At 42.4% G+C, this 20,839-nt stretch carries 15 protein-coding genes and 4 tRNA genes; 10 read left to right on the top strand and 9 right to left on the bottom strand.

Features of this window, described 5'->3' with window-relative positions:
• Positions 1 to 274 precede the first annotated feature (274 nt).
• The 3 genes from IPZ60_RS00095 to IPZ60_RS00085 all read right to left on the bottom strand — a co-directional run bounded on the left by IPZ60_RS00095 (position 275) and on the right by IPZ60_RS00085 (position 3,157).
• Positions 275 to 856, bottom strand: coding sequence for a tetratricopeptide repeat protein (locus IPZ60_RS00095; protein WP_194195877.1), 582 nt, complete (start codon positions 854 to 856; stop codon positions 275 to 277).
• Positions 857 to 1,196: 340 nt separating this feature from the next.
• Positions 1,197 to 1,814 (bottom strand): methionine biosynthesis protein MetW, encoded by a 618-nt coding sequence (gene metW / locus IPZ60_RS00090; protein ID WP_194195876.1) that lies wholly within the window; start codon positions 1,812 to 1,814, stop codon positions 1,197 to 1,199.
• The gene (locus IPZ60_RS00085; RefSeq protein WP_194196330.1) at positions 1,811 to 3,157 is read right to left on the bottom strand and encodes a homoserine O-acetyltransferase; all 1,347 of its coding nucleotides are present in this window, start codon (positions 3,155 to 3,157) and stop codon (positions 1,811 to 1,813) included. The genes metW and IPZ60_RS00085 overlap by 4 nt, the downstream gene beginning before the upstream one ends.
• 459 nt (positions 3,158 to 3,616) lie before the next feature.
• On the opposite strand from IPZ60_RS00085, the gene hemH reads away from it, so the two are divergent.
• Together hemH and IPZ60_RS00075 are read left to right on the top strand one after the other, a co-directional pair.
• Positions 3,617 to 4,636: a ferrochelatase gene (gene hemH / locus IPZ60_RS00080; RefSeq protein WP_194195875.1), complete on the top strand. Its 1,020-nt coding sequence runs from the start codon at positions 3,617 to 3,619 to the stop codon at positions 4,634 to 4,636.
• A 237-nt stretch (positions 4,637 to 4,873) separates the two neighbouring features.
• Positions 4,874 to 5,689: a BPSS1780 family membrane protein gene (locus IPZ60_RS00075; protein WP_110921704.1), complete on the top strand. Its 816-nt coding sequence runs from the start codon at positions 4,874 to 4,876 to the stop codon at positions 5,687 to 5,689.
• Positions 5,690 to 5,816: 127 nt separating this feature from the next.
• On the opposite strand, the gene IPZ60_RS00070 is transcribed toward IPZ60_RS00075, so the two are convergent.
• From IPZ60_RS00070 to IPZ60_RS00045, 6 genes are all read right to left on the bottom strand, one after another.
• Complete coding sequence (locus tag IPZ60_RS00070; RefSeq protein WP_194195874.1) at positions 5,817 to 6,149, bottom strand: hypothetical protein; 333 nt, start codon at positions 6,147 to 6,149, stop codon at positions 5,817 to 5,819.
• A gap of 245 nt (positions 6,150 to 6,394) precedes the next feature.
• Positions 6,395 to 7,180 carry an SDR family NAD(P)-dependent oxidoreductase gene (locus IPZ60_RS00065; RefSeq protein ID WP_194195873.1) on the bottom strand — a complete coding sequence of 262 codons (786 nt, stop codon included), beginning with the start codon at positions 7,178 to 7,180 and terminating at the stop codon, positions 6,395 to 6,397.
• A gap of 269 nt (positions 7,181 to 7,449) precedes the next feature.
• Positions 7,450 to 8,004 carry a hypothetical protein gene (locus IPZ60_RS00060; RefSeq protein WP_194195872.1) on the bottom strand — a complete coding sequence of 185 codons (555 nt, stop codon included), beginning with the start codon at positions 8,002 to 8,004 and terminating at the stop codon, positions 7,450 to 7,452.
• A 229-nt stretch (positions 8,005 to 8,233) separates the two neighbouring features.
• On the bottom strand, positions 8,234 to 9,388 hold the full coding sequence (locus IPZ60_RS00055; protein ID WP_194195871.1) for a hypothetical protein: 1,155 nt from the start codon (positions 9,386 to 9,388) through the stop codon (positions 8,234 to 8,236).
• Positions 9,389 to 9,674: 286 nt separating this feature from the next.
• Positions 9,675 to 12,659, bottom strand: coding sequence for a DNA polymerase I (gene polA / locus IPZ60_RS00050; RefSeq protein WP_370463011.1), 2,985 nt, complete (start codon positions 12,657 to 12,659; stop codon positions 9,675 to 9,677).
• A gap of 252 nt (positions 12,660 to 12,911) precedes the next feature.
• A complete protein-coding gene (locus IPZ60_RS00045; protein WP_194195870.1) occupies positions 12,912 to 13,325 on the bottom strand; it encodes an Ohr family peroxiredoxin in 414 nt (137 codons plus the stop codon).
• 464 nt (positions 13,326 to 13,789) lie between these two features.
• On the opposite strand from IPZ60_RS00045, the gene IPZ60_RS00040 reads away from it, so the two are divergent.
• The 8 genes from IPZ60_RS00040 (at position 13,790) to IPZ60_RS00005 (ending at position 20,347) form a co-directional block, all read left to right on the top strand.
• Positions 13,790 to 15,385 carry a peptide chain release factor 3 gene (locus IPZ60_RS00040; RefSeq protein ID WP_194195869.1) on the top strand — a complete coding sequence of 532 codons (1,596 nt, stop codon included), beginning with the start codon at positions 13,790 to 13,792 and terminating at the stop codon, positions 15,383 to 15,385.
• A gap of 188 nt (positions 15,386 to 15,573) precedes the next feature.
• The gene (locus IPZ60_RS00035; protein WP_194195868.1) at positions 15,574 to 16,428 is read left to right on the top strand and encodes an RsiV family protein; all 855 of its coding nucleotides are present in this window, start codon (positions 15,574 to 15,576) and stop codon (positions 16,426 to 16,428) included.
• Positions 16,429 to 16,540: 112 nt separating this feature from the next.
• On the top strand, positions 16,541 to 17,797 hold the full coding sequence (locus IPZ60_RS00030; RefSeq protein ID WP_194195867.1) for an FHA domain-containing protein: 1,257 nt from the start codon (positions 16,541 to 16,543) through the stop codon (positions 17,795 to 17,797).
• Between the two features lie 282 nt (positions 17,798 to 18,079).
• A complete protein-coding gene (gene trpE, locus IPZ60_RS00025; protein WP_194195866.1) occupies positions 18,080 to 19,576 on the top strand; it encodes an anthranilate synthase component I in 1,497 nt (498 codons plus the stop codon).
• Positions 19,577 to 19,768: 192 nt separating this feature from the next.
• A tRNA-Thr gene (locus IPZ60_RS00020) sits at positions 19,769 to 19,844 on the top strand.
• A gap of 67 nt (positions 19,845 to 19,911) precedes the next feature.
• Positions 19,912 to 19,995: transfer RNA gene (locus tag IPZ60_RS00015), tRNA-Tyr, on the top strand.
• A gap of 83 nt (positions 19,996 to 20,078) precedes the next feature.
• A tRNA-Gly gene (locus IPZ60_RS00010) sits at positions 20,079 to 20,152 on the top strand.
• A 120-nt stretch (positions 20,153 to 20,272) separates the two neighbouring features.
• Positions 20,273 to 20,347: transfer RNA gene (locus IPZ60_RS00005), tRNA-Thr, on the top strand.
• The last annotated feature ends 492 nt before the right edge of the window (positions 20,348 to 20,839 follow it).

Below are 20,839 nucleotides of genomic sequence, written 5' to 3'. Positions count from 1 at the left end.
ATGGTACTAAAAACAAACTTAGTATAAGCTGTTTGTTCGACATCAAAGCTTATCCAAAGTGAGGTAAAACGTTCAATGAATTGCGGTTGTGCTATGAAGTAGATAAAAAATGACTGTATTGTGATACAAGTCATGATAAAAATCCAAAAAATTACTTTTTTCATAATATGGTTCAGTACTGTTGAGAAGTAATATTAAAGGGTGTAATGCCTTAAATATAAAAAATCCAGCTCAAAGGCTGGATTTTTTATTGCTAAAATAAATAGCTATAGATTTACTTACTCTGGAACCAAGTATCCGCTTTGCTACGGGCACTAGCAATGTCTGAGCTTGATAAGTTCAATGCCAACTGACCAATCTTACCGCGAGCTTTGTTGCGTACTTTTTCATCTAGCATGCCATCACGGGCAGCCAAGTCATACCATTTATAAGCATCGACCAAATTCTTTTGCTTTTCATCTAACAAAGCAAGCGTATAGCTGGCACGGTTATCACCACGCATGGCGGCTTTTTCTAACCAGCCACGGGCTTGTTGTAGGTTAGGCTGTACACCTTCGCCACGCAAATACATGATAGCAAGGTTCAACTGAGCAGGAGCAACGCCTTGCTGAGCTGCTTTGGTATACCACTGAACGGCTTGTTGGGTGTTTTGTGCAACACCTTCACCTTTCTGTAAGCGCTTGGCTAAATAGAACTGAGCATGGTCATTACCTTGGGCAGCACGACTAGATAGCTCGCTGATTGGCATTAGCTCAAAACGTGACGTATCAAGTGGTACGTTTGATATTAACTCAGCGTTGGCAAGACCTGCACAAGAGAACAATGCAGTAAACAACGCAGCTTTTAATAATTTCATAGCAGCTCCAAAATTAGGCAGTTAATAAGCAAAAGAGTTGCACCGCTAAAGAGGTTTAGACGGCGATAACAATTAGGTGACATCCAGCGAGACTAACTGACCTAATTATTAGCAATATATTTAATGTTTGAGGGTTGGTTAACCTTAACTGACATGATAAACGGTCGGAATTAGGGCGTGGCCAACATTGTTTTGCTAGCTTAACACCCAAGTTTACGAAACTCAAATACTAATTACCTAAGTTAACGGTAGTTTACCCAATATTGTTTGTAACAAAATCATACAGTTACTCAGATATCAATATTTTGAGGCTAAGAGGCAAACGTCTGCATCGTTAATATTAACCTGATGTACGTTTAGTTACTCTGTAAATAGCGACGTCTGCTAACAGGTTGGGAGCTTGTCGAATCAATGCTTTCATCAGTGGCGTATGGCCTTTTTCAGAGTCACTGACGGCAAAGCGATTGACAATATGAATGTCATGCTTGGCACAGAGCTGCTCAAAATCTTTAAACGTACACAGATGAATGTTTGGGGTGTTATACCATTCGTAAGGTAGTGCCTCTGACACAGGCATCATACCTTTCAGCCCTAGATGCAGGCGGTTTTGCCAGTGGGCAAAGTTAGGGAAGGTGATGACGGCTTCGCGGGCAACACGTAGCATATCAAGCAATAGCACATCAGGCGATTTCACGGCTTGCAGCGCACGGGCCATGACGACGGTGTCGAAACTGTTATCAGCGAAGCGCGATAGCCCATCATTGAGGTCTTGCTCGATAATAGACAAGCCTTTTGCGATGCCATCGTTGATTTTTTCTTCGTCAATCTCAAGTCCGTAGCCAGTCACACCGCGATTTTGTTGTAGGTGAGCGAGTAGTTCGCCATTACCACAGCCCAAATCTAGTACATGCGAGTGCGGGGCAATCCAACGCTCAGCCAGTTGATGATCCATTCTCATGAGCGGTCTCCTTTGGCGGTATTTTTGCCAGAAATAAACGGTGCAGTCAAAAACCCTCTAACCGCACCCATATAACGTGGAATATCGAATAAGAAAGAATCATGGCCATGCGGCGCATCAACATTGATATAGTTGACGGGTTTGCCAGTGGCCATTAGCGCATCGACAATCTCTTGTGAGCGCTCCGGTGCAAAGCGCCAATCAGTGGTAAATGAGACCACTAGGTATTGGCATTGAGTATGAGCAAAGGCCGCTTTGAGTGCAGACAGCTCTTGCTGACGATCATTTTCGATTTCATCTAGCGTCGCTACTGCATCTTCTAGCTCAACTTGCGTACTGTTCTTACTAGATTCGACGGAAGCCGCGATTGAGTCTTCAATGTGCGCTGCTGACCCTGTATGGTCTTGTGCTACGGCTGATGGATAGTCACGCGTCGGATCAAAATAATCTAAGGTTTTAGTCATGAGCAAATAAGTATTGGCATCGAAATTTTCGCTAAAACGTTCGCCTTGATAGCGTAAATAGCTTTCGACTTGGAACTCGACATCGTAGCCATACATAAACTTGCCGGATTTTAGATCACGACCAAATTTTGCCTTCATTGCATCATCGGTCAAATAGGTAATATGACCAACCATGCGCGCCAATATTAGCCCGCGACGAGGGTAGGTGCCTGCTTGTAAGTAGCGACCATCTTTGAAATCAGGGTCAGACAATATAGACTGACGTGCTACTTCGTTAAAGGCGATATTCTGTGCGGAGAGCTTTGGCGTACTAGCAATGACGACACAGCGTTTGAGTCTCTCTGGATAGTCGACTGACCATTGCAGTGCTTGCATGCCGCCCATCGAGCCGCCAACAATGGCGTGCCACACCTCAATACCGAGACGATCTGAGAGCATGGCTTGAGTTTTCACCCAGTCTTTAATGGTGACGAGTGGAAAGTCAGGACCATAAACAGGTGGTTCGCTGTCGTGACTATTAGTACTGCTACTATCTGACTTGACACTTTCTGGATTAATAGAGGTCGGGCCTGTCGAGCCGAAACAGCTGCCGATGTTATTCACGCAGACCACATAAAATCGATTGGTATCGATGGCTTTATTAGGGCCAATCATATTGTCCCACCATCCTGCCTTCTTATCATCGGCACTATGCAGTCCTGCCGCATGGTGACTGCCAGATAAGGCGTGGCAGATAAGTATGGCGTTTGATTTATCGCTATTGAGCGTGCCGTAAGTCTCGATGATTAAATCGAATGAGGGTAAGGTGCGATTGCACTCTAAAGTCAATGGCTCAGAAAAATGAAAAATCTGGGGCGTCACAATTCCGACTGAGCCCACCGTGCCAGCTGCACTGGTTGAGTCAATTGAATCAGATGTATCTGTGGGGAACTGGTCACTGGTATTATCAGGGCGTGCGTTCAAAGCTACCTCGCAAGACAACAATCATCAATAAAATAAAAATGGCAACACATCGACAGACTGTTGTGCCGATATTGTCTTACCTACACTGTGTTTATAATGCGCCTGCCTATTGTATGGTGATGCGCATATGAGTACAACCTTCGATCTAGGTCTTTCGCACTCGGCTGCCTTATCTTTCATTTAAACTGAATCAACTATAGGTGCGTAATAGCTGGATAACAAACAAATAGCAACTGAGTATCAAATTGTATAAGTACCCTTTTACCCTGCGTTATTAATGGATAAAATGCTACACTAATAAGGCATTTATTTAATAATGACTTAATAATCTTTCACCTGAACTCTTTTTAATTAACCTAATAAAATAGTGCTGCTATGAAACCTAAACTGCCACCACGTATTGCCGTCCTATTAGTGAACCTAGGTACCCCAGATGAGCCAACAGCACCTGCTGTACGTCGTTACCTAAAACAGTTTTTGTCAGACCCACGTGTGATTGAGATTCCCAAATTTTTATGGGCGATTATTCTCAACTTGTTTGTATTACCCAGCCGTCCTAAACGTGTGGCAAAAGCATACGCCAGTATCTGGGAAGGCGACTCGCCGATTCGTAAGATTTTAAAAAGCCAAGTTGAGATGTTAGAGCCACGACTAGCCAATACTGCTGCGCCGTTTCGTGTGTCTGTGCATCCTGCGATGAGTTATGGCAATCCTGGTTTGCCTGATGTCATGGATGCGCTACGTGGTGAAGGGGTTGATCATTTTGTTATTTTGCCATTATTTCCGCAGTATTCAGCCTCTTCAGGCGGCGCGGTTTATGATGCACTGACGAAGTGGACACTGAAGCAACGTAACTTGCCGAATTACACGATTGTCAAAGATTACTTTGCGCATCCGCTTTATATCCAAGCATTGGCAGATTCTATTCGTCGTTTTCAAGCTGTACATGGTAAGCCTGAAAAGCTGATGTTTAGCTTTCATGGTATTCCGCAGCCTTATGCTGACAAAGGTGATCCGTATCCCAAGCGTTGTAAATGTACTGCAGCACAAGTCGCTCATGCGCTTGGTCTGACAGAGGATGAATGGATTATTAGTTTCCAGTCGCGTTTTGGTAAGCAAGAGTGGGTCAAGCCGTATACTGATGTGGTACTAGAAGATTGGGGCAAGTCTGGCGTGCGCTCAGTACAAGTGATTAGTCCGGCATTTTCAGCAGATTGCTTAGAGACATTAGAAGAGCTGGCGATTGAGAATCGTGAGAACTTTCTCCATGCGGGCGGGCAAGAGTATCATTATATTCCAGCCTTGAATCTTGATGATGCGCATATTGATTTGCTTGAAGCGCTTAGTGCGCCATTGGTTAAAGGTTGGGCAGGCACACTGGATGGTTGGGCTTAGTCTTTAAATTTGACGGCTAGATGTCGTTGATATAACGGCTATAATGAATAAGTCATAAAAAATACCGGACATGATGTTCGGTATTTTTTTGTATGTGTCATATCAATAGAATAAAGTTGAGATTTTTTGTTACTGGTATGTAACAATGTGCCAAGCAGATTTTTGTTTTGTGCTGTTTGCTATTTTTACATAGTTGCTTAATTTTATATTTGTACCACTTTATTTTTGAGGATAAGCATGTCTAGCTTGAACGATTCACTGAACCCTATATCATTGCAAAAACCTAACGGCCAACCACCGAACTTACCGCCAATGGATGAATATGGTAATTTGTTGCCACAGTTATTAGCAGAACCACGAGTTTGCCAAGCAGGATGGGGTGTAAACTGGATTACCAAGGCATTTGCAATATTTAAAGATCAATTCTTATTGTGGTTAGCGATTGGTGTTGCTTACCTAATCATCGCTGTCATTGGTAGTAGTGTCCCTGTGATAAACTTTATTTTCCCTTTCATATCTTTTGTATTTGTTGGTGGAATCATAAAGGGCTGTGCTGACCAAGCTACGGGCAGAGAGTTAAAATTTGATCATCTCTTTTCGGCCTTCAATACTCATCTTATGCCATTAATTGTTTTATTTGTACTGTATCTAGTGGCTATGATTGTCATGATGATACCGATGCTGATCGTATTCGGCAGTATGTTTGCATCCTTAGCTCAAGAGTCAAGTGATGTTGCGATTGTAGGCATGGCGATAGGGACTTTATTGGTTTTTTTACTGTTATTCCCTGTATTAATGGCCATTTGGTTTGCACCTGCTTTAATTGTACTTCACGACATTGAACCTGTTCGAGCGATGAAAATGAGCTTTAAAGGCTGTTTAAAAAACATTCTACCGTTTTTGGTTTTTTGGATAGTTGCTCCCATAATTATGATATTAGCCGTCATCTTTACATTGGGACTGGGTATTCTAATACTGCTCCCAATAGGTATGATTACTTATTACACCAGTTATCGCGATGTGTGGACCGATCAGCCGTTATCAGCGGCGTAAGTCATGTTTAGTGAAGGTGGTTTTTAGCAAAATCTAATCTATTTTATGATCGATAAAAAAGCACGCTTAATATAATTAAGCGTGCTTTTTTTTGACCAAAGTGTTGTATTAACAGCCGTATTAATTGCTAAAAATCATCATCGTTGCTACGTTCAGCCGCTTCTCTATCAGCGATATCCATCGCATCTGGATAATCGCTGTCATCAAGATTGTCTTGGACTAAGATCTCATCGACACGCGATTCATCAATATTTTGACGATGCACAGGTGTCAGTCCTTGGGTCGCACCACTGCCTGCTTCGGAGTTATTAAAACCTACACTGTTATCAATCGCATCATCGTTGTCGGTGGTATGCAACATCGGATTGTCTAAATCAATTTCTTGGCTGTTGTCATTGAGGTTTGTATCGCCTTCTATATGATCCATTTCTTCTGGTAATGGGCTTTTAATGTTATCCATAGTGCTTTCCTTATTATTATTGATCATTGTGATTTGTCTTATTTATCATGATCAGTGTGACGCGTTATGGGTATCACTGATAGTATTAAGGTGTCACAGGATGTTCAGAAAATGTAAGGCACAATTTATAACATAAGGCGCAATTTATAAAATGAGGACACGCCCTAGTAAGCAAAAAGGCCACCGAAATTCGGTAGCCATTTTTTATACTTTAATGAGCGTAGTGTTGCTAGCTTGATGAGCTACTATGCACCCACTTTAGTATTTACCCAACGTATCAACGAGTCAGGGGCCACTTGTGCTAGTGTCTGGAACAACTTAGCTGGCAGGCCGACAGAGTAATGCGTGCTTCTAAGCTTGCGATTAGGACTTGTGGTGAGTTTGCATAGGGTTTTTGCGACATCATTGACGTCTAGATTGATGCCCAGGCGATCAATACTGGTTACTTCGATGTCCGCTGTCATGTCAGATTTGACCCATAGCGGCATGACATCGATAACCTTGATGCCCAACTTTTCATACTCGATATTAAGTCCTTCCGTAAGACCTCGTACAAAGAACTTACTGGCAGCATAATTCGCAACTTCAGGCTGACCATAAATAGCAGACGCAGACGATACATTAATGATTTTGCCGTTTTTATTATCGGCTAAATAAGGTGCCAGTTTATGACAGCCAATGAGTACGCCTTTACAGTTGACGTCAATGAGAGCCAGTTGCTCATCTAGGTTAGTCGTCGGTAATGCGCCAGTGACCAGTACACCAGCATTATTAACCAACGCATCGATACTGCCAAAATTATCGATCATCTGAGTAATAGCATTGTCCCATGAGTCAGGCTGAGTAACATCAAGCTGACCCGTTATCACACGCTTTTGTTTCAGCGATTTTTTAAATGCTTTATCGGTAATCGCCTGTTCAAGCGTAGTGGTGTTAGTAGCAAATAGCCCAACATTATGGCCTTTTGCCGCCAGCTTTTTTGCTGTTGCCAGACCAATGCCTCGTGATGCGCCTGTAATCAATATGTTCATAGTCATTCACTCAATAGTTATTCAGATGCTGTAAATTAAAAGTTAATGCCAGACGTCAATACTGAGCGACAACACTAACAGGATGGCCACAATTGTCATTGTTTTTGGTGTTTGCATTTCAGTATAGCAAACTATAGCTCAAACACTACAGCAGTACTGATTTGATACTCTGCGATGGACATATGGCAATACTCACATGATGAGAACTATATCGTGATGACTTCTAATAGAATTTAATTGCATCACAAATTAATAGGTATTATTTGCCGCTATTGTCGATTCAGCACGGTAAATTTTTGCTGATTGCTTGATATGCTGTCAAACGTCGATAATTTGAATCGCCACAAGTAAATCAGCGCAATCATATAGATGACGTTCTCTGACAGCTCTTCGACGACCTCGCCAAACTCATGTGGGAACATAATCGCGTTTTCACCCATGTACTGCAGCACAGCTAATACAGCAACACCCAAATATAACGATTTTGGGACATTTTTCAGAACACTCCAAAAATAATGCCGCGCACGGACTAGCAATATAAGCGTCGCCACAATGATGACCAGTAATACCCTGTCTTCCCACCAGTCGTAAGAATAGCCGAGCAGTATAAAGTCTTCTGGTACCAATAAATCAGACAAATAACTCAGCTCTCTACGAATAACACTGAAGAAAACTAAAACAGAGGCAAGCCAAAAACGGCGGCCCTGTAGGACGCGGCTTTGTACTGAATATTGTAAGCAGCGTAGCAAACATAAAGTTAAGATAATGGCTTCACCAATTTCGATAATACTATTTTCAGTGATAATGGTGGTCTCCTGATTCATAAAATACAAAAAGTGAGCCCATGGGCTCACTTTAGAACGAAAATTATTTGGCTATATATAACTCAATAGGCCGCTACTATAACGCCAAATTTGACCTGATGTTGTTAATTAATATAACTAATCGGTCATAATGCATTGTTAATTTAGGTAGCCTAATGCTCTTAAATTTAAATATAACTAGCAATTGTTGTTATTGATTATGGTTCAGAAAACTTGACTGGTAGTAGGGTTAGAACAAAGCTTCCATGCGTAGTAAGGCAGAAGGGTAATGGTCTTTATCTTCGTCTTTATCATTGTAGTAATTTAGCTCTGTCTGTACATAAAGCCACTCGCGCCAGATAGGTTGGCGGTAGCTAACAGCAGGACCATAACTGTTTATCCCTGACTTATCACTCTCAAAATAACCGCTGGCAGAGACACCATAGGACAATTGTTTTTCATGGCCTAAATAATGGACTTGTCTGAGATCATTATTCCAATCTTTACGCTCGTCATCATCTTCATTGCGATAGCGAACGGTAGTGCGGTTGTTGATAAATCGATTATCGCTTTTGCCATATTGTAGTTCTAGTGCGCCTTTGGCATAGTGTTCACTATCGAGCCCGTAGCGATAAAAGCTATCGGTGCTGATGTCCAGCTTTTTACCTTCGTACCAGTCTTTGTCGATACTTACTTTGACATAAGGATCATCGATTGAGCGAACCCCGACATCGACATCTGTTTTGACGCCTAACTGTTCTTCGATTTCATCATTAAAACGTGACCAACGCAGTGCAATAGAGGCGTTGTCTTCTCGAGTTTTTCGAGAGTCGATAAGTCGGTCTCCATTGTTGATAGCTTGATAAGTGTCACCAGTCGTGCTTTGTTTTAAAAAAGTATCGTCATCCAAATCTTCATCACCGATAATCAGGCTTAACCGTCTTTCTAGCACAGGTAACTGCAAGCGGCCACGAATCCTAGGTTCAACGGTGACATAGCTACCTGTTTTGGGGTCATTAGCCCAACGTGTATCTAGCACTACTCGTAAGCTGGCTTTGGCAGGCTTTTTTGGATCGGGCTCTCCAAACCAGCCGTCCATTTTATGTGCCCATTCATGCAATTGGTCTTGAACATCTTCACGGCGTTCATCTGTCCAACCTGGCTCTTCTTGTACTGATGGAAAAGGTTGCTCGACAAGTTCTTCAGTAGGTTGATAGCCAAGTTGATTAAGAGTCTCATCGCGATTGGGATCGTTATCATTAGATGACGAAGCCGTTTCTGTATTTACAGACGCTAGCAATTCTGAATCTGTAATGGGCGTAGCATCCGCCCATACTGGCGTGCATAAACCTAAACTGGCAATTATATAAACGGTACAGGTGTTAAAGTTTGCTGGTTTCGTCATGAAGGGTTTCAATTGTTTTGGTCTCTGAAAATGGTAAACAAAAGTATTATGCCATAGGTCGTTAATTATAGGGAGGTTGTGGCTAGGAATGTTCTACTTCTGATGAGCGAGGGATGACTTTTACTTATAGCTGCATAGCAAGGGAGTTTATATTTCGTGATGAAGAAAGGAGCTATTGCTGATATCAAAGCATTACTCAATAGGTCTTCGAATGTAAAAAAGGCTAAGCAAAATGCCTAACCTTTTTTATTAAAGAGTACGTAGAATAAATTCTATGCTGCAATTATTAATGCGCCTCATCCCAGTTCTGACCACTATCCGTCTCAACCAATAATGGCACTGCAAAGTCCACATTCCAGCCTTTTTCAACCGCAGTAACTGTCAATACATCTTGCATCGCATCAGTAATCAACTGGCTAATCTCATCGACCTTATCACCATCGACTTCGAACACCAATTCATCGTGGACTTGTAGCAGCATCTTGGCTTGATCTTTTGGCAATACCTTATCCACGGCAATCATAGCAAGCTTGATTAAATCTGCTGCTGAGCCTTGAAGTGGCGCATTAATCGCAGCACGTTCAGCACCTTGCTTGACCATTCGGTTACTGTGGGTGATATCAGGCGTATAGAGTTTACGGCCTAATATTGTCTCGACATAGCCTTGTTCGTGAGCGCTGGCACGAGTATTGATCATATAATTTTTGACACCCGGATAGCGATCAAAGTACATGTCGATATAGTCTTGCGCCTCGTTGCGGCTCATTTGCAATTGCTTGGCAAGTCCAAAAGCACTCATACCGTACAGTAATCCAAAGTTAATGGCTTTGGCATTACGGCGCTCAGTTGACGTGACGTCTGCAACATCTTTGCCAAGCACTTCAGCGGCAGTTGCAGCGTGAATATCCAACCCTTCGTTAAAGGCATGCGTTAAGTTATTATCGCCTGAAAAATGCGCCATGAGACGCAATTCAATTTGTGAATAATCCGCTGCGAGAATCATGCGGCCTTCTGGAGCGATAAAGGCTTGACGAATTAAGCGCCCAGTTGCGGTACGAATAGGAATGTTTTGCAAGTTGGGATCAGTCGAAGACAAGCGTCCAGTGCTGGTCAGTGCTTGATGATAGCTGGTATGCACACGATCAGTTTCGCTATCTGCCACATTATCGAGCGCGTCGGTATAGGTGCTTTTTAGTTTAGACAGCCCGCGATATTCCAACGTGATATCGACCAATGGGTGATCGATTTTTGACAATACCGCTTCACCAGTAGAGTACTGGCCTGATTTGGTTTTTTTACCACCAGCAACGCCAAGCTTTTCAAACAACATCTCACCTAATTGCTTTGGTGAGCCAAGATTAAACTCTTCGCCAGCGATTTCATAAGCCTGTTTTTCAAGTGCGATAATTTCTTCATCAAAGCGCTTTGATAACTCATTTAAGAATGGACGCTTGATTAAGATACCGTTTGCTTCCATTTGGCACAGTATCTCTGCCGTTGGAATCTCTAACTCATGTAGCAACTTGGCATTATTGGCATCGTTCGCTAGCTCGACGCTAAATACCTCAAATAATTGATAAGTAATGTCGGCATCTTCACAAGCATAGTCACTGGCGATATCAATGGCGACTTGATCAAAAGTAACTTGTTTAGCGCCTTTACCAGCGACGTCTTCATAGCTGATGGTCTGCGTTTGTAGATAATGACGTGCCAAATCGTCCATGCCATGACGAGTAGCGGCAGCGTTAATCACATAGCTGGCAAGCATGGTGTCCATGGCCCAGTTATTGGGTTGCTCATGAATGGCACCGAGCAGATCGATATCATAATGACTAAGAATATGGGCATCGTATTTTAGGTGTTGCCCAATTTTACCGATATTTGGGTTTTCCAAAATGGGCTTTAAGCGTGTCAAAACGGTATCACGGTCGAGCTGTTTGGCCGTTAGCTCGTCACCTTCTAGACTATGAGTAAGCGGAATATAATACGCTTCATGTGCTTGCACAGCAAAGGATAGACCGACGATTTCAGCTTGACGCCAATAGATGCTAGTGGTCTCAGTATCAATGACAAAATGCGGTACAGACTCTAATAGCTTAACCAGACTCTCAAAAGCTGGTTCGTCGAGCACTGTATGCCATGCTCTATCATGCACTTTGCTATCTTGGATATTCTCAATACTGCTTGATTGTAGTGACTTGGCTACTTGCGCTTGTGATTCGGCATTCGCTTGACTGTCAGCGACGCTTTGCGAGCCGTTGCCATTGGCGGGGTGGTTTGGGTGGTCAAGAGACGCTAGCTCGTTTCTAAACTCAAGCTCATTATACAGTTCGCGTAATTCGTCTATATGAGCACAAGGATCGGTATTGATTTTCAAATCATTCCAGTCTTGACCGATACCCAAGTCTGTCACGATGGTGGCAAGCTTTCTATTAAACGGAATGTCATCGGCGTGTTCAATCAAACCTTTGGCACCGCGACCTTTGATAAAACCAATATGCTTTAACATATTGCCGATATCGCCATACTCAACGAGTAGGTCTTTTGCCGTTTTTTTACCGATACCAGGCACGCCTTTGATACCGTCTGAGGCATCGCCCATTAGCGTCAAAAAATCAATCATCTGGTTTGGGTTAATGCCAAATTTATCAATCACGGCTTCTGTATCAGTAATTTTACCAGTGAAGCTGTCTTCTAAAATAACGCAGTCATTGACCAGTTGCATCATGTCTTTATCGCCAGTTGAGATGACGACATGATGACCTTCAGCGACAGCACGGTGCGCAAGTGTACCGATGATATCATCGGCTTCTGCACCCTCGATACGCAACAGGGGAAGACCTAAGGCGGTGACCAAACGATGGATATAAGGAATCTGCTCTACTAGCTCTACGTCGATGGGCGGGCGAGCTGCTTTGTAGTCAGCAGACATATGGTGACGGAAAGTCGGTGACTTGGTATCGAAACAGACGGCCATATGCGTAGGGTGATAACGGCGCATCAGCTTGAGCAGCGCATTGAGCGTGCCACGGATGGCATTGGTTATCAGGCCTTGCGAGTTTTGCATGGTCTTTGGTAAGGCATGATAAGTGCGAAACAGATAATAAGAGCCATCAACCAAGATAAAAGGTGGTTGGTTTTTATCGACGTGACTGGTGTCCATCGTCGCTACATTGGGCATGGTCTCAAAGTTTGGTAATGCGGCAGGATCAATCGCTTGATGGGAGTTGTGGTCACTGTCGGTGATGGAGTCGGTCATAGGATCAGTCATAAAGGTCACTTATCAGCTATTAGATAGAAATATGTGCTTATTATAACGATAAAATCAGTGTGTGCCGAACTGCTTAACCGTTACGAGATGTTCAATATCACCTATTGATATGAATGATGCGCGTGGTACGACAATTGGTTTGGCCATAAAAAAAGAACCCAGCGTGAACTGAGTTCTTTATTTCGTAGCTTATCTAACAGTCTAACAGTCAAACAGTTTCAACAATCAAGCTGATTAACCGTCGAGCTTGTATTATTTTACTTCTGAAGTCAATTCTACATCGATGTTGCCACGTGTTGCTTTTGAATACGGGCATACCTGATGTGCTTTTTCAACCAGTTGCTGAAACTCATCAGCAGACAGTTCAGTGTTTTCACCAATGACATGGATTCTAGCTGCTAGCTTATAATCATGTCCTTCGCCTTGTAGTAAGTCAACTTCGATCGACGTCTTTGAATCAAACTTTGCTTTTTCCATTTGCTTAACAGCACCAAGTGCACCATCAAAGCAAGCGCTATAACCTATCGCAAACATCTGCTCTGGGTTATTACCTTCCTTTCCAGAGCCTGGTGACACCATGTTGATGCTGAGATCGCTATCGCTCAAGCTGGCTGAACCTGCACGGCCGCCAGTAACAGTTGCTTTAGTAGAATATAAAGTTTTCATAATGCATCCTTTTTTGTTATCAATTTTTATAATTAAACAGTAAGTTTTAATTTGTCATTTAGCATAACAAACCATTGACCTAGCTATATAGGTCAGTCGTAAGTATATACTGTGAATTTGTAATTTTGATGACTATTGATTGAATTTAAGACACGCACTAATTATTTTTTATCGTTAAAGCGTATTCAATGGAAAATAAGACGTAGCGATTATCACTTGCTAGATAGCAATCGACTGCTCGGTTGTGCAAATCAGTTGAGTCAATAAGTTGTTCAAATCTTACGTGATTATATGACGTTAAAAGTTTTCCCATATGCTTTATTTGACGGTTCGGCAGTATTTTTTGTGCGCTAATTCTGCACCCTGACGCTAAATCCGCTACAATATGCCCATTATTTATTCTATTTATTCAGATTACTGTCTAAAAGACAGCCTTTTTGAAGTTAAGGTTGAAGCCAAAAATTATGAGCGTAGATCCAAAGAAACTAAACAAAGAAGTCGCCAAACGTCGTACCTTTGCCATTATCTCGCATCCCGATGCTGGTAAAACCACCATGACTGAAAAACTGCTATTGTGGGGGCAGGCGATTCAGGTAGTAGGCGAAGTAAAAGGCCGTAAGACGGATCGCCATGCTACCTCAGATTGGATGAGTATGGAGCAAGAGCGTGGTATTTCTATTACCACTTCAGTCATGCAGTTTCCGTATCAAGATCATATGGTCAACCTACTAGATACACCAGGTCATGCTGACTTTAGTGAAGATACTTATCGTACTTTGACCGCTGTAGACAGTGCGTTGATGATGGTTGATGGGGCAAAGGGTGTCGAAGAGCGAACCATCAAGCTGATGGACGTGTGCCGTATGCGTGATACGCCAATTATCTCATTCGTTAATAAGCTCGATCGCCAAATTCGTGAGCCGCTTGAGCTGCTGAGCGAAATCGAGTCGGTTCTGAAAATCAAATGTATTCCAGTGACTTGGCCTATTGGTATGGGACAGGATTTCGTTGGTGTGTATCACTTGACTGAAAACAAAACCTACTTTTACCAAAAAGGTAATGGCGGCAAGATGACGGTCTCTGAGACCCGAGAAGGTTATGATTATCCTGATATCCGTGAGCGTCTAGGGACGTTGATGTTTGATGCCTTTGAGGAGTCGCTTGAGCTGGTACAAATGGCGCTAGAAGAGTTTAGTGTTGAAGCATTCTTGGCAGGCGAGATGACACCAGTATTATTTGGTACAGCGCTGGGTAACTTTGGTGTCAATATGGTACTTGATACTTTGGTTAAATATGCACCACCACCCAAAGCGCATCCGACCAATGAGCGTGAAGTCGCCGCGACTGAGACCGACTTTAGTGGTTTTGTCTTTAAGATACAGGCCAATATGGATCCACGTCACCGTGACCGCATTGCATTCTTGCGAGTTTGTTCAGGCAAGTACGAAAAAGGCATGAAGCTAAAGCATGTGCGTTTGGGCAAAGACGTACGTATTGCTGATGCCTTGACCTTTCTAGCAGGAGACCGTGAAGCGTTAGAAGAAGCGTATCCAGGTGATATTATCGGCTTGCATAACCACGGAACCATCTCGATCGGTGATAGCTTCACAGAAGGTGAAGAGCTGAACTTTACCGGTATTCCGCATTTTGCGCCTGAATTGTTCCGCCGTGTGATACTCAAAGACCCGCTAAAATCTAAAGCGCTACAAAAAGGTCTTCAGCAGTTAAGTGAAGAGGGCGCAACACAGGTCTTTATGCCGCAGATTAACAACGATTTAGTCTTGGGTGCAGTTGGTGTGCTACAGTTTGAAGTGGTGGCGCATCGTCTCAAAGAAGAGTATAAAGTTCAATGTATCTTTGAGCCTGTATCTATTGCAACGGTACGCTGGATTCACTGTGATGATGAAGTGGCACTGGCCAAGTTTAAGAAAAAAGCCCATGACCAGTTATCGCTCGATGGTGGTGGCTATCTGACGTATCTTGCACCGTCACGGGTTAACTTGCAATTGATGCAAGATCGCTATCCAGAAATCACTTTTAGTAATACTCGTGAGCATTAAAATCCATTATCCCTCGATATGATTCATCTCTAAAGACACGCTAGCCGTGTCTTTTTTATTATCTATAGTTTATGTACCAGGCGTTCAAAAACTGGTAATTTTTTAAAACACAAACAGTGTTCCTACAATAACTCATTATTGTTACGGTAAAATGTTAAGCAATATTGTATGTTTATGAAAGAGGCTATATGAACGCTACGAATCCGTTTAATATTAATCATTCATCATTATGTCTGCGCTCATCGATGAAAGCGAGTCATGCACGTCTGATGGGTCTATTGGCTAGTGGTTTTTTGCTAGGGGTCGTCGCTATACCTGCAAATGCAGGTAATCTCATTAGCAGTACCGATTATTTGAATTATGAGCTGCCAGAAAACATACAAGCACAATGTGTAGAGCGTGATAACTGTCCAGAGATTGATATTAAATATTTGAATACCAATCATCGCTGGATAAATGATACGACGAATGAGCGTATCAATGCGTTAGTCGTCAATAGTAAACCTACTGAGTCAGTACCCATCGAAACGAAAGGCAATCAGGCAGCGGTAAACGCAGCGATTGATGACTTTGCTGGCTCACAATTTATAGATATTCCTGAAGGCAGTTCATGGGCTTACAGCTTGATGGTTACGCCTGAATATTTAGGTCACGTGAGTGATTTTGAATTGTTCGAAATTGACTCCTATGTCTTTACTGGTGGTGCTCATGGCATGCCTTATAGTGAATATTTAGTATTTGATCTAAGCACCAAAAAACAAATTAAACTTGATGATATGCTTCAATCAGGTAAAAAATCAAAGTTCGAAGCACTTGCATACGATTCTTATAAAACGTGGGTTAAAACGGTGGACGACGATGTCAGCAGTTATGAAAAAAACTGGCCGTTTACATTGAGTGATAATATAACGCTGACGGATGAAGGTATCGACATTCGGTATCAGCATTATTCTATTGGTCCATATGCTTATGGTATGCCCGTATTAAGTATTCCATATAGCAAGCTTGACGGTATTATCAAGCCTCGTTTTATCATTAAATAGCGCAAATAGATACGGTATTATTTATAACGGTTAACATCAAAATCGCTTTAAAAATTGGCAATAATTTAGCTAAAATCATTTGAAATTTAATAGAAAAATAAGGAATAGCATCATGACAAACAATATAGACAGCGGAAACCCGACACCATCAGCGAGCACTTGGCAGCTTAATGCATTAACAGAAGCGCTTGGAGAATTGACCCTGACGGTCGATGACAGCCTATCTATCGGACGTGGCAGTGACAATGATGTGGTACTCGGCAGCAAGCAAGTATCGCGCAATCATGCCGTGCTCAGCGTATTAGATGGTCAGTTATATGTAAAAGACTTGAACTCATCAAACGGTACGTTTATCAATGAGCAGCGTATCGAAGGCAACCAGTCAAGCCTATTGCAAGTAGATGACACGATTGGCTTTGCCAGCTTTAGCTTTCTAGTAAATGCGCCTGTGACTGCTGTAGAAGAAGAGTCGTTAGCACCTGTAGCGGCAGAGGATGCAATGGATAGCATGAATACTGCTGATGACAGTAATACTGAAGCTGATATCGTTGAGGCTACTGCCAAAGCAGATGAGTTCGAAGAGTACATTATTGAACACCCAACCATCGATGAACCTGTGGTGAAAGAAACAGGTATTGAAGCTATGCTGCCTGCTACAGACGAAAGTGTTAAGACAGTAGCTGTCGATACAGCGTCAGAGGTAGCAGTAGAATCAACAAATGAAACTCCTGATGCTAGCGTGCCTACAGAGAATGCCATCGAAACAGTTGAATCAGCCCCACAAGAGCCAATTGTCAAAGAAACAGGTATTGAGGAAGTCTTGTCTGCCGCAGAAAGTGTAGAGTCTGCACCAATTGAAGATACCCCAGAGCTTATAGTAGAAGCAGCACTAGAAGAGCCAGTAGTCGCAGAAGAACCCGTGATGGCAGAAGAAGTGGCTGAGCAAGAAGTAGTAGTGACAGAGCCTGAATCGCCAGTAGTGGACGAGAGTGAGCCATTAGTAGAGCAGTCGGCTGTACATGAAGAAGTGGTAAAAGAAGAGGCCATATCTGAAGCGCCAGTGAATGAAGAGTCAGTAGTCGAATCAGAGCATGATAAAACGACGACGACTGAGCTGCAAGAAGAAGCTGATCCTGATGTGTTGCGTGCTAAGCAAGCAGCCACTGCACAGTTTTCCGGTACAGCCAATCTAGGGCAGTCTCGTGATCTTGGTACCGAAGGCAATAATGCAGCAGATCAGGCAGTCAACAATCCAGCCAATGCAGGACACATAGAGAAGAAACCAAGTGGTGGTTGGTTTATATGGGTATTTGTTGCCATTCTCATTATTGGGTTAGCGTTATGGTTGTTTAATAAAGGCGTCGTATAACTAACAGTCGCTTATACAACACTAGCCAGATAGCTCATATCTGTCGCGGTTAAGCTGTAAAAGCGAGTTTCTATAGCGTCAGCATTCAGTAGAGTGTTGACGCTATATTTTATCTATAGTCAATCCTCTATAAATTGGATACGGTATTAGGCTCGCTTAGTCTGCTACTTGTAGCACTTTCACTCGGCCTCCTTGTATCCAAATGACATTGAACCGACTATACCTTTTTATTGTTTCTATTCTTTTTATCTTTTGCCAATATGTTGCTAAGAGAGCCTTACTATGATGACCTTTGAAGAATATCAGTCTTTTAAAGACCGTGGCTTTAGTCATGCACCACTGGTAAAAAAACGCCTAATGGATTCGCAGACGCCAGTATCTGTATTTTCTAAAGTACGCGATCTGAATGGTTCAGCATATTTGTTTGAGTCAGTTGTAGGCGGTGAGCGCTGGGCACGATATTCGATGATTGGTTTGGGTAGCGATCTGATTTTGCAATATACAGATGGCAATATGACGGTCAAAAGAAACGATCAGACTGATGTAAATGTAGTAGATGATCCATTTGATTATATTCGTCAGCTGATGGCTCAGTATAATATGCCAACGGCAGCCGATATTGCTATGCTACCGAGCTTTAGCGGTGGTTTGGTAGGTTACTTTGGCTATGACATGGTACGCGTCATTGAGCCAAGCGTAGGCCTTTCTGACGCACCCAACCCCATGTCGATGCCAGACATGTGGTTGATGCTTTCGATGAGTGTGATAGTTTTTGATAGTTTAGAAAATACGTTATCTATCATCGTCTATGCTAATTGCAATAGTGAAGATGGCTACAGTAACGCTATCCGTGAACTAGAAAAAATTGAAGAGAAGTTAGCAGAGATGCCAAACTTAAGCGCACCAGTGATGCCGACGCCAACGTTTACCTCACAAACAGGCGCAGAGAAGTACTGTAGTGACGTCGATAAGATTAAAGACTATATCTTAGCAGGTGATGTTATGCAGGTGGTTCCTGCGCAGCGTTTGACGGCTGACTATACAGGCGACTCACTGGCTATCTATCGTGCTCTACGGTTTTTGAATCCATCACCTTATCTGTTTTTGGTGCATGGCTACACCTTAGACGATCACAAGCGTTTTGATATTATAGGGGCCTCACCTGAGATATTATCACGTATCGAAAATGGTAAAGTGACGGTGCGACCATTAGCAGGCACTCGTAAACGTGGGAAAAACCAAGTAGAAGATGAAGCGCTCGAGCAAGAACTGCTCAATGATAAAAAAGAAATTGCTGAGCATTTGATGCTTATTGATTTGGGTCGCAATGATATTGGCCGCGTTTGTGAATACGGCAGTGTTAAGGTGACCGAAAAGATGTTTATTGAGCGCTACTCACAAGTGATGCATATTGCTTCTAACGTTGAGGGGACGATATTGCCTGACAAAGACGCACTGGATGTCTTTTGTGCGACATTCCCAGCGGGTACCTTGACAGGGGCGCCCAAAATCCGCGCCATGCAAATCATTGATGAGCTAGAGCCAGTACGTCGAACGGTCTTTGGTGGTGCAGTAGGGTATTTGGGCTGGCATGGCAACATGGATACCGCTATTGCTATCCGAACGGCTGTTATGCGTCGTGGCAAAATCCATATCCAAGCAGGTGCGGGTGTCGTCGCTGATTCTATTCCAGAAGCTGAATGGGATGAGACTAATAAAAAAGCACTCGCCTTGTTAAAAGCGGTAAAAATGGCGTGTAATGGTTTGCACATTCGCTAGTTAAATAGCCATCTGTTTGGCAAAAACAAATGCTTTGAATAAAAAGCCAATTTAATGCCATATCTTTATTTATAAAAATACTAATTTAATCAATAGCTTAAATATTTTTATTAAAATAATTGAAAAAAAGATGAAAAAGAGCTTGCGCATCTCAAAATATTTGATAGAATAGCCACCACTTTAAGAGAACAAGCCGACTTAGCTCAGTTGGTAGAGCAACTGACTTGTAATCAGTAGGTCGCCAGTTCGATCCCGGCAGTCGGCACCATCTCTCTTAAAGTAGCTTTTTATGAATATGTCTTAAACTAAAGCCATTTTTGTTTAAAGCAACCTAAGGTGGGATTGGGGAGCGGTCAAACCCAACAGACTGTAAATCTGTCGCGAAAGCTTCGAAGGTTCGAATCCTTCTCCCACCACCATATTTTCTAAGTTTGTCATAGCGCCAAGCATACTCTATATATTTAGAGACTCTCGATTAGAGTCATTTAGAATAAGAGTAAATGCGGGTGTGGTATAATGGTAACACCTTAGCCTTCCAAGCTAATGACGCGGGTTCGATTCCCGCCACCCGCTCCATATATACACCATCGCAAAAATTATCAATAATAAATCACGATAATCAGTTTATGATAACTGTGTCGTGATATTTTTTTAGTAAATCTACAATATTATTTTTACTGTAGTTATTAAAAACATGCTCATATAGCTCAGCGGTAGAGCACTCCCTTGGTAAGGGAGAGGTCTCGAGTTCAATTCTCGATATGAGCTCCATTTATTGTTTAAGCTTTTTGTGTTTGCTTTGCTATTTTAAACAGCGTTGCATCGATATCGAAAGCATAGGATATTGAACATTATAAATACAGTACAGCAATTAATGATTTAAGGGTGACACTGAGGTGTTGCCCTTTAGTGCTGTCAATTTATTAATAAATACTAAGTTTATTTGTAGATGAGCTACAGTAAGATAAATTAGTGCAACAGCGATGTTATATAATAGCTAGCAATGTTCAATAGATTGAAAAGTAAGTATAATATTTATCTGTATGAAGTTGAAGCGCATAGATTTTAGCAAGATTACAGAATAGTTTTAGTAGATAAACCATAGCGTCAACGGTTTGATGGTCTTACCTGCATCATGAGCCGTCAAACAGCTATTCACTGATCTTTGATTGATAAAGATTCACCAAAAAAAAGAGGAAATACCCATGGCAAAGGCCAAGTTTGAACGTCTAAAACCGCATGTCAACGTTGGTACCATCGGAC

Origin of the sequence: Psychrobacter sp. NG25, from assembly GCF_015234355.1 — a bacterium.
Lineage (GTDB): Bacteria > Pseudomonadota > Gammaproteobacteria > Pseudomonadales > Moraxellaceae > Psychrobacter.
This window is presented reverse-complemented; position numbering and strand designations above follow the sequence as displayed.

Excerpts from the sequence above, each read along its gene's own strand:
- IPZ60_RS00095 (WP_194195877.1), bottom strand. The coding sequence starts at position 856 with ATGAAATTATTAAAAGCTGCGTTGTTTACTGCATTGTTCTCTTGTGCA.
- metW (WP_194195876.1), bottom strand. The coding sequence starts at position 1,814 with ATGAGAATGGATCATCAACTGGCTGAGCGTTGGATTGCCCCGCACTCG.
- hemH (WP_194195875.1), top strand. The coding sequence starts at position 3,617 with ATGAAACCTAAACTGCCACCACGTATTGCCGTCCTATTAGTGAACCTA.
- IPZ60_RS00075 (WP_110921704.1), top strand. The coding sequence starts at position 4,874 with ATGTCTAGCTTGAACGATTCACTGAACCCTATATCATTGCAAAAACCT.
- IPZ60_RS00070 (WP_194195874.1), bottom strand. The coding sequence starts at position 6,149 with ATGGATAACATTAAAAGCCCATTACCAGAAGAAATGGATCATATAGAA.
- IPZ60_RS00065 (WP_194195873.1), bottom strand. The coding sequence starts at position 7,180 with ATGAACATATTGATTACAGGCGCATCACGAGGCATTGGTCTGGCAACA.
- IPZ60_RS00060 (WP_194195872.1), bottom strand. The coding sequence starts at position 8,004 with ATGAATCAGGAGACCACCATTATCACTGAAAATAGTATTATCGAAATT.
- IPZ60_RS00055 (WP_194195871.1), bottom strand. The coding sequence starts at position 9,388 with ATGACGAAACCAGCAAACTTTAACACCTGTACCGTTTATATAATTGCC.
- polA (WP_370463011.1), bottom strand. The coding sequence starts at position 12,659 with ATGACTGATCCTATGACCGACTCCATCACCGACAGTGACCACAACTCC.
- IPZ60_RS00045 (WP_194195870.1), bottom strand. The coding sequence starts at position 13,325 with ATGAAAACTTTATATTCTACTAAAGCAACTGTTACTGGCGGCCGTGCA.
- IPZ60_RS00040 (WP_194195869.1), top strand. The coding sequence starts at position 13,790 with ATGAGCGTAGATCCAAAGAAACTAAACAAAGAAGTCGCCAAACGTCGT.
- IPZ60_RS00035 (WP_194195868.1), top strand. The coding sequence starts at position 15,574 with ATGAACGCTACGAATCCGTTTAATATTAATCATTCATCATTATGTCTG.
- IPZ60_RS00030 (WP_194195867.1), top strand. The coding sequence starts at position 16,541 with ATGACAAACAATATAGACAGCGGAAACCCGACACCATCAGCGAGCACT.
- trpE (WP_194195866.1), top strand. The coding sequence starts at position 18,080 with ATGATGACCTTTGAAGAATATCAGTCTTTTAAAGACCGTGGCTTTAGT.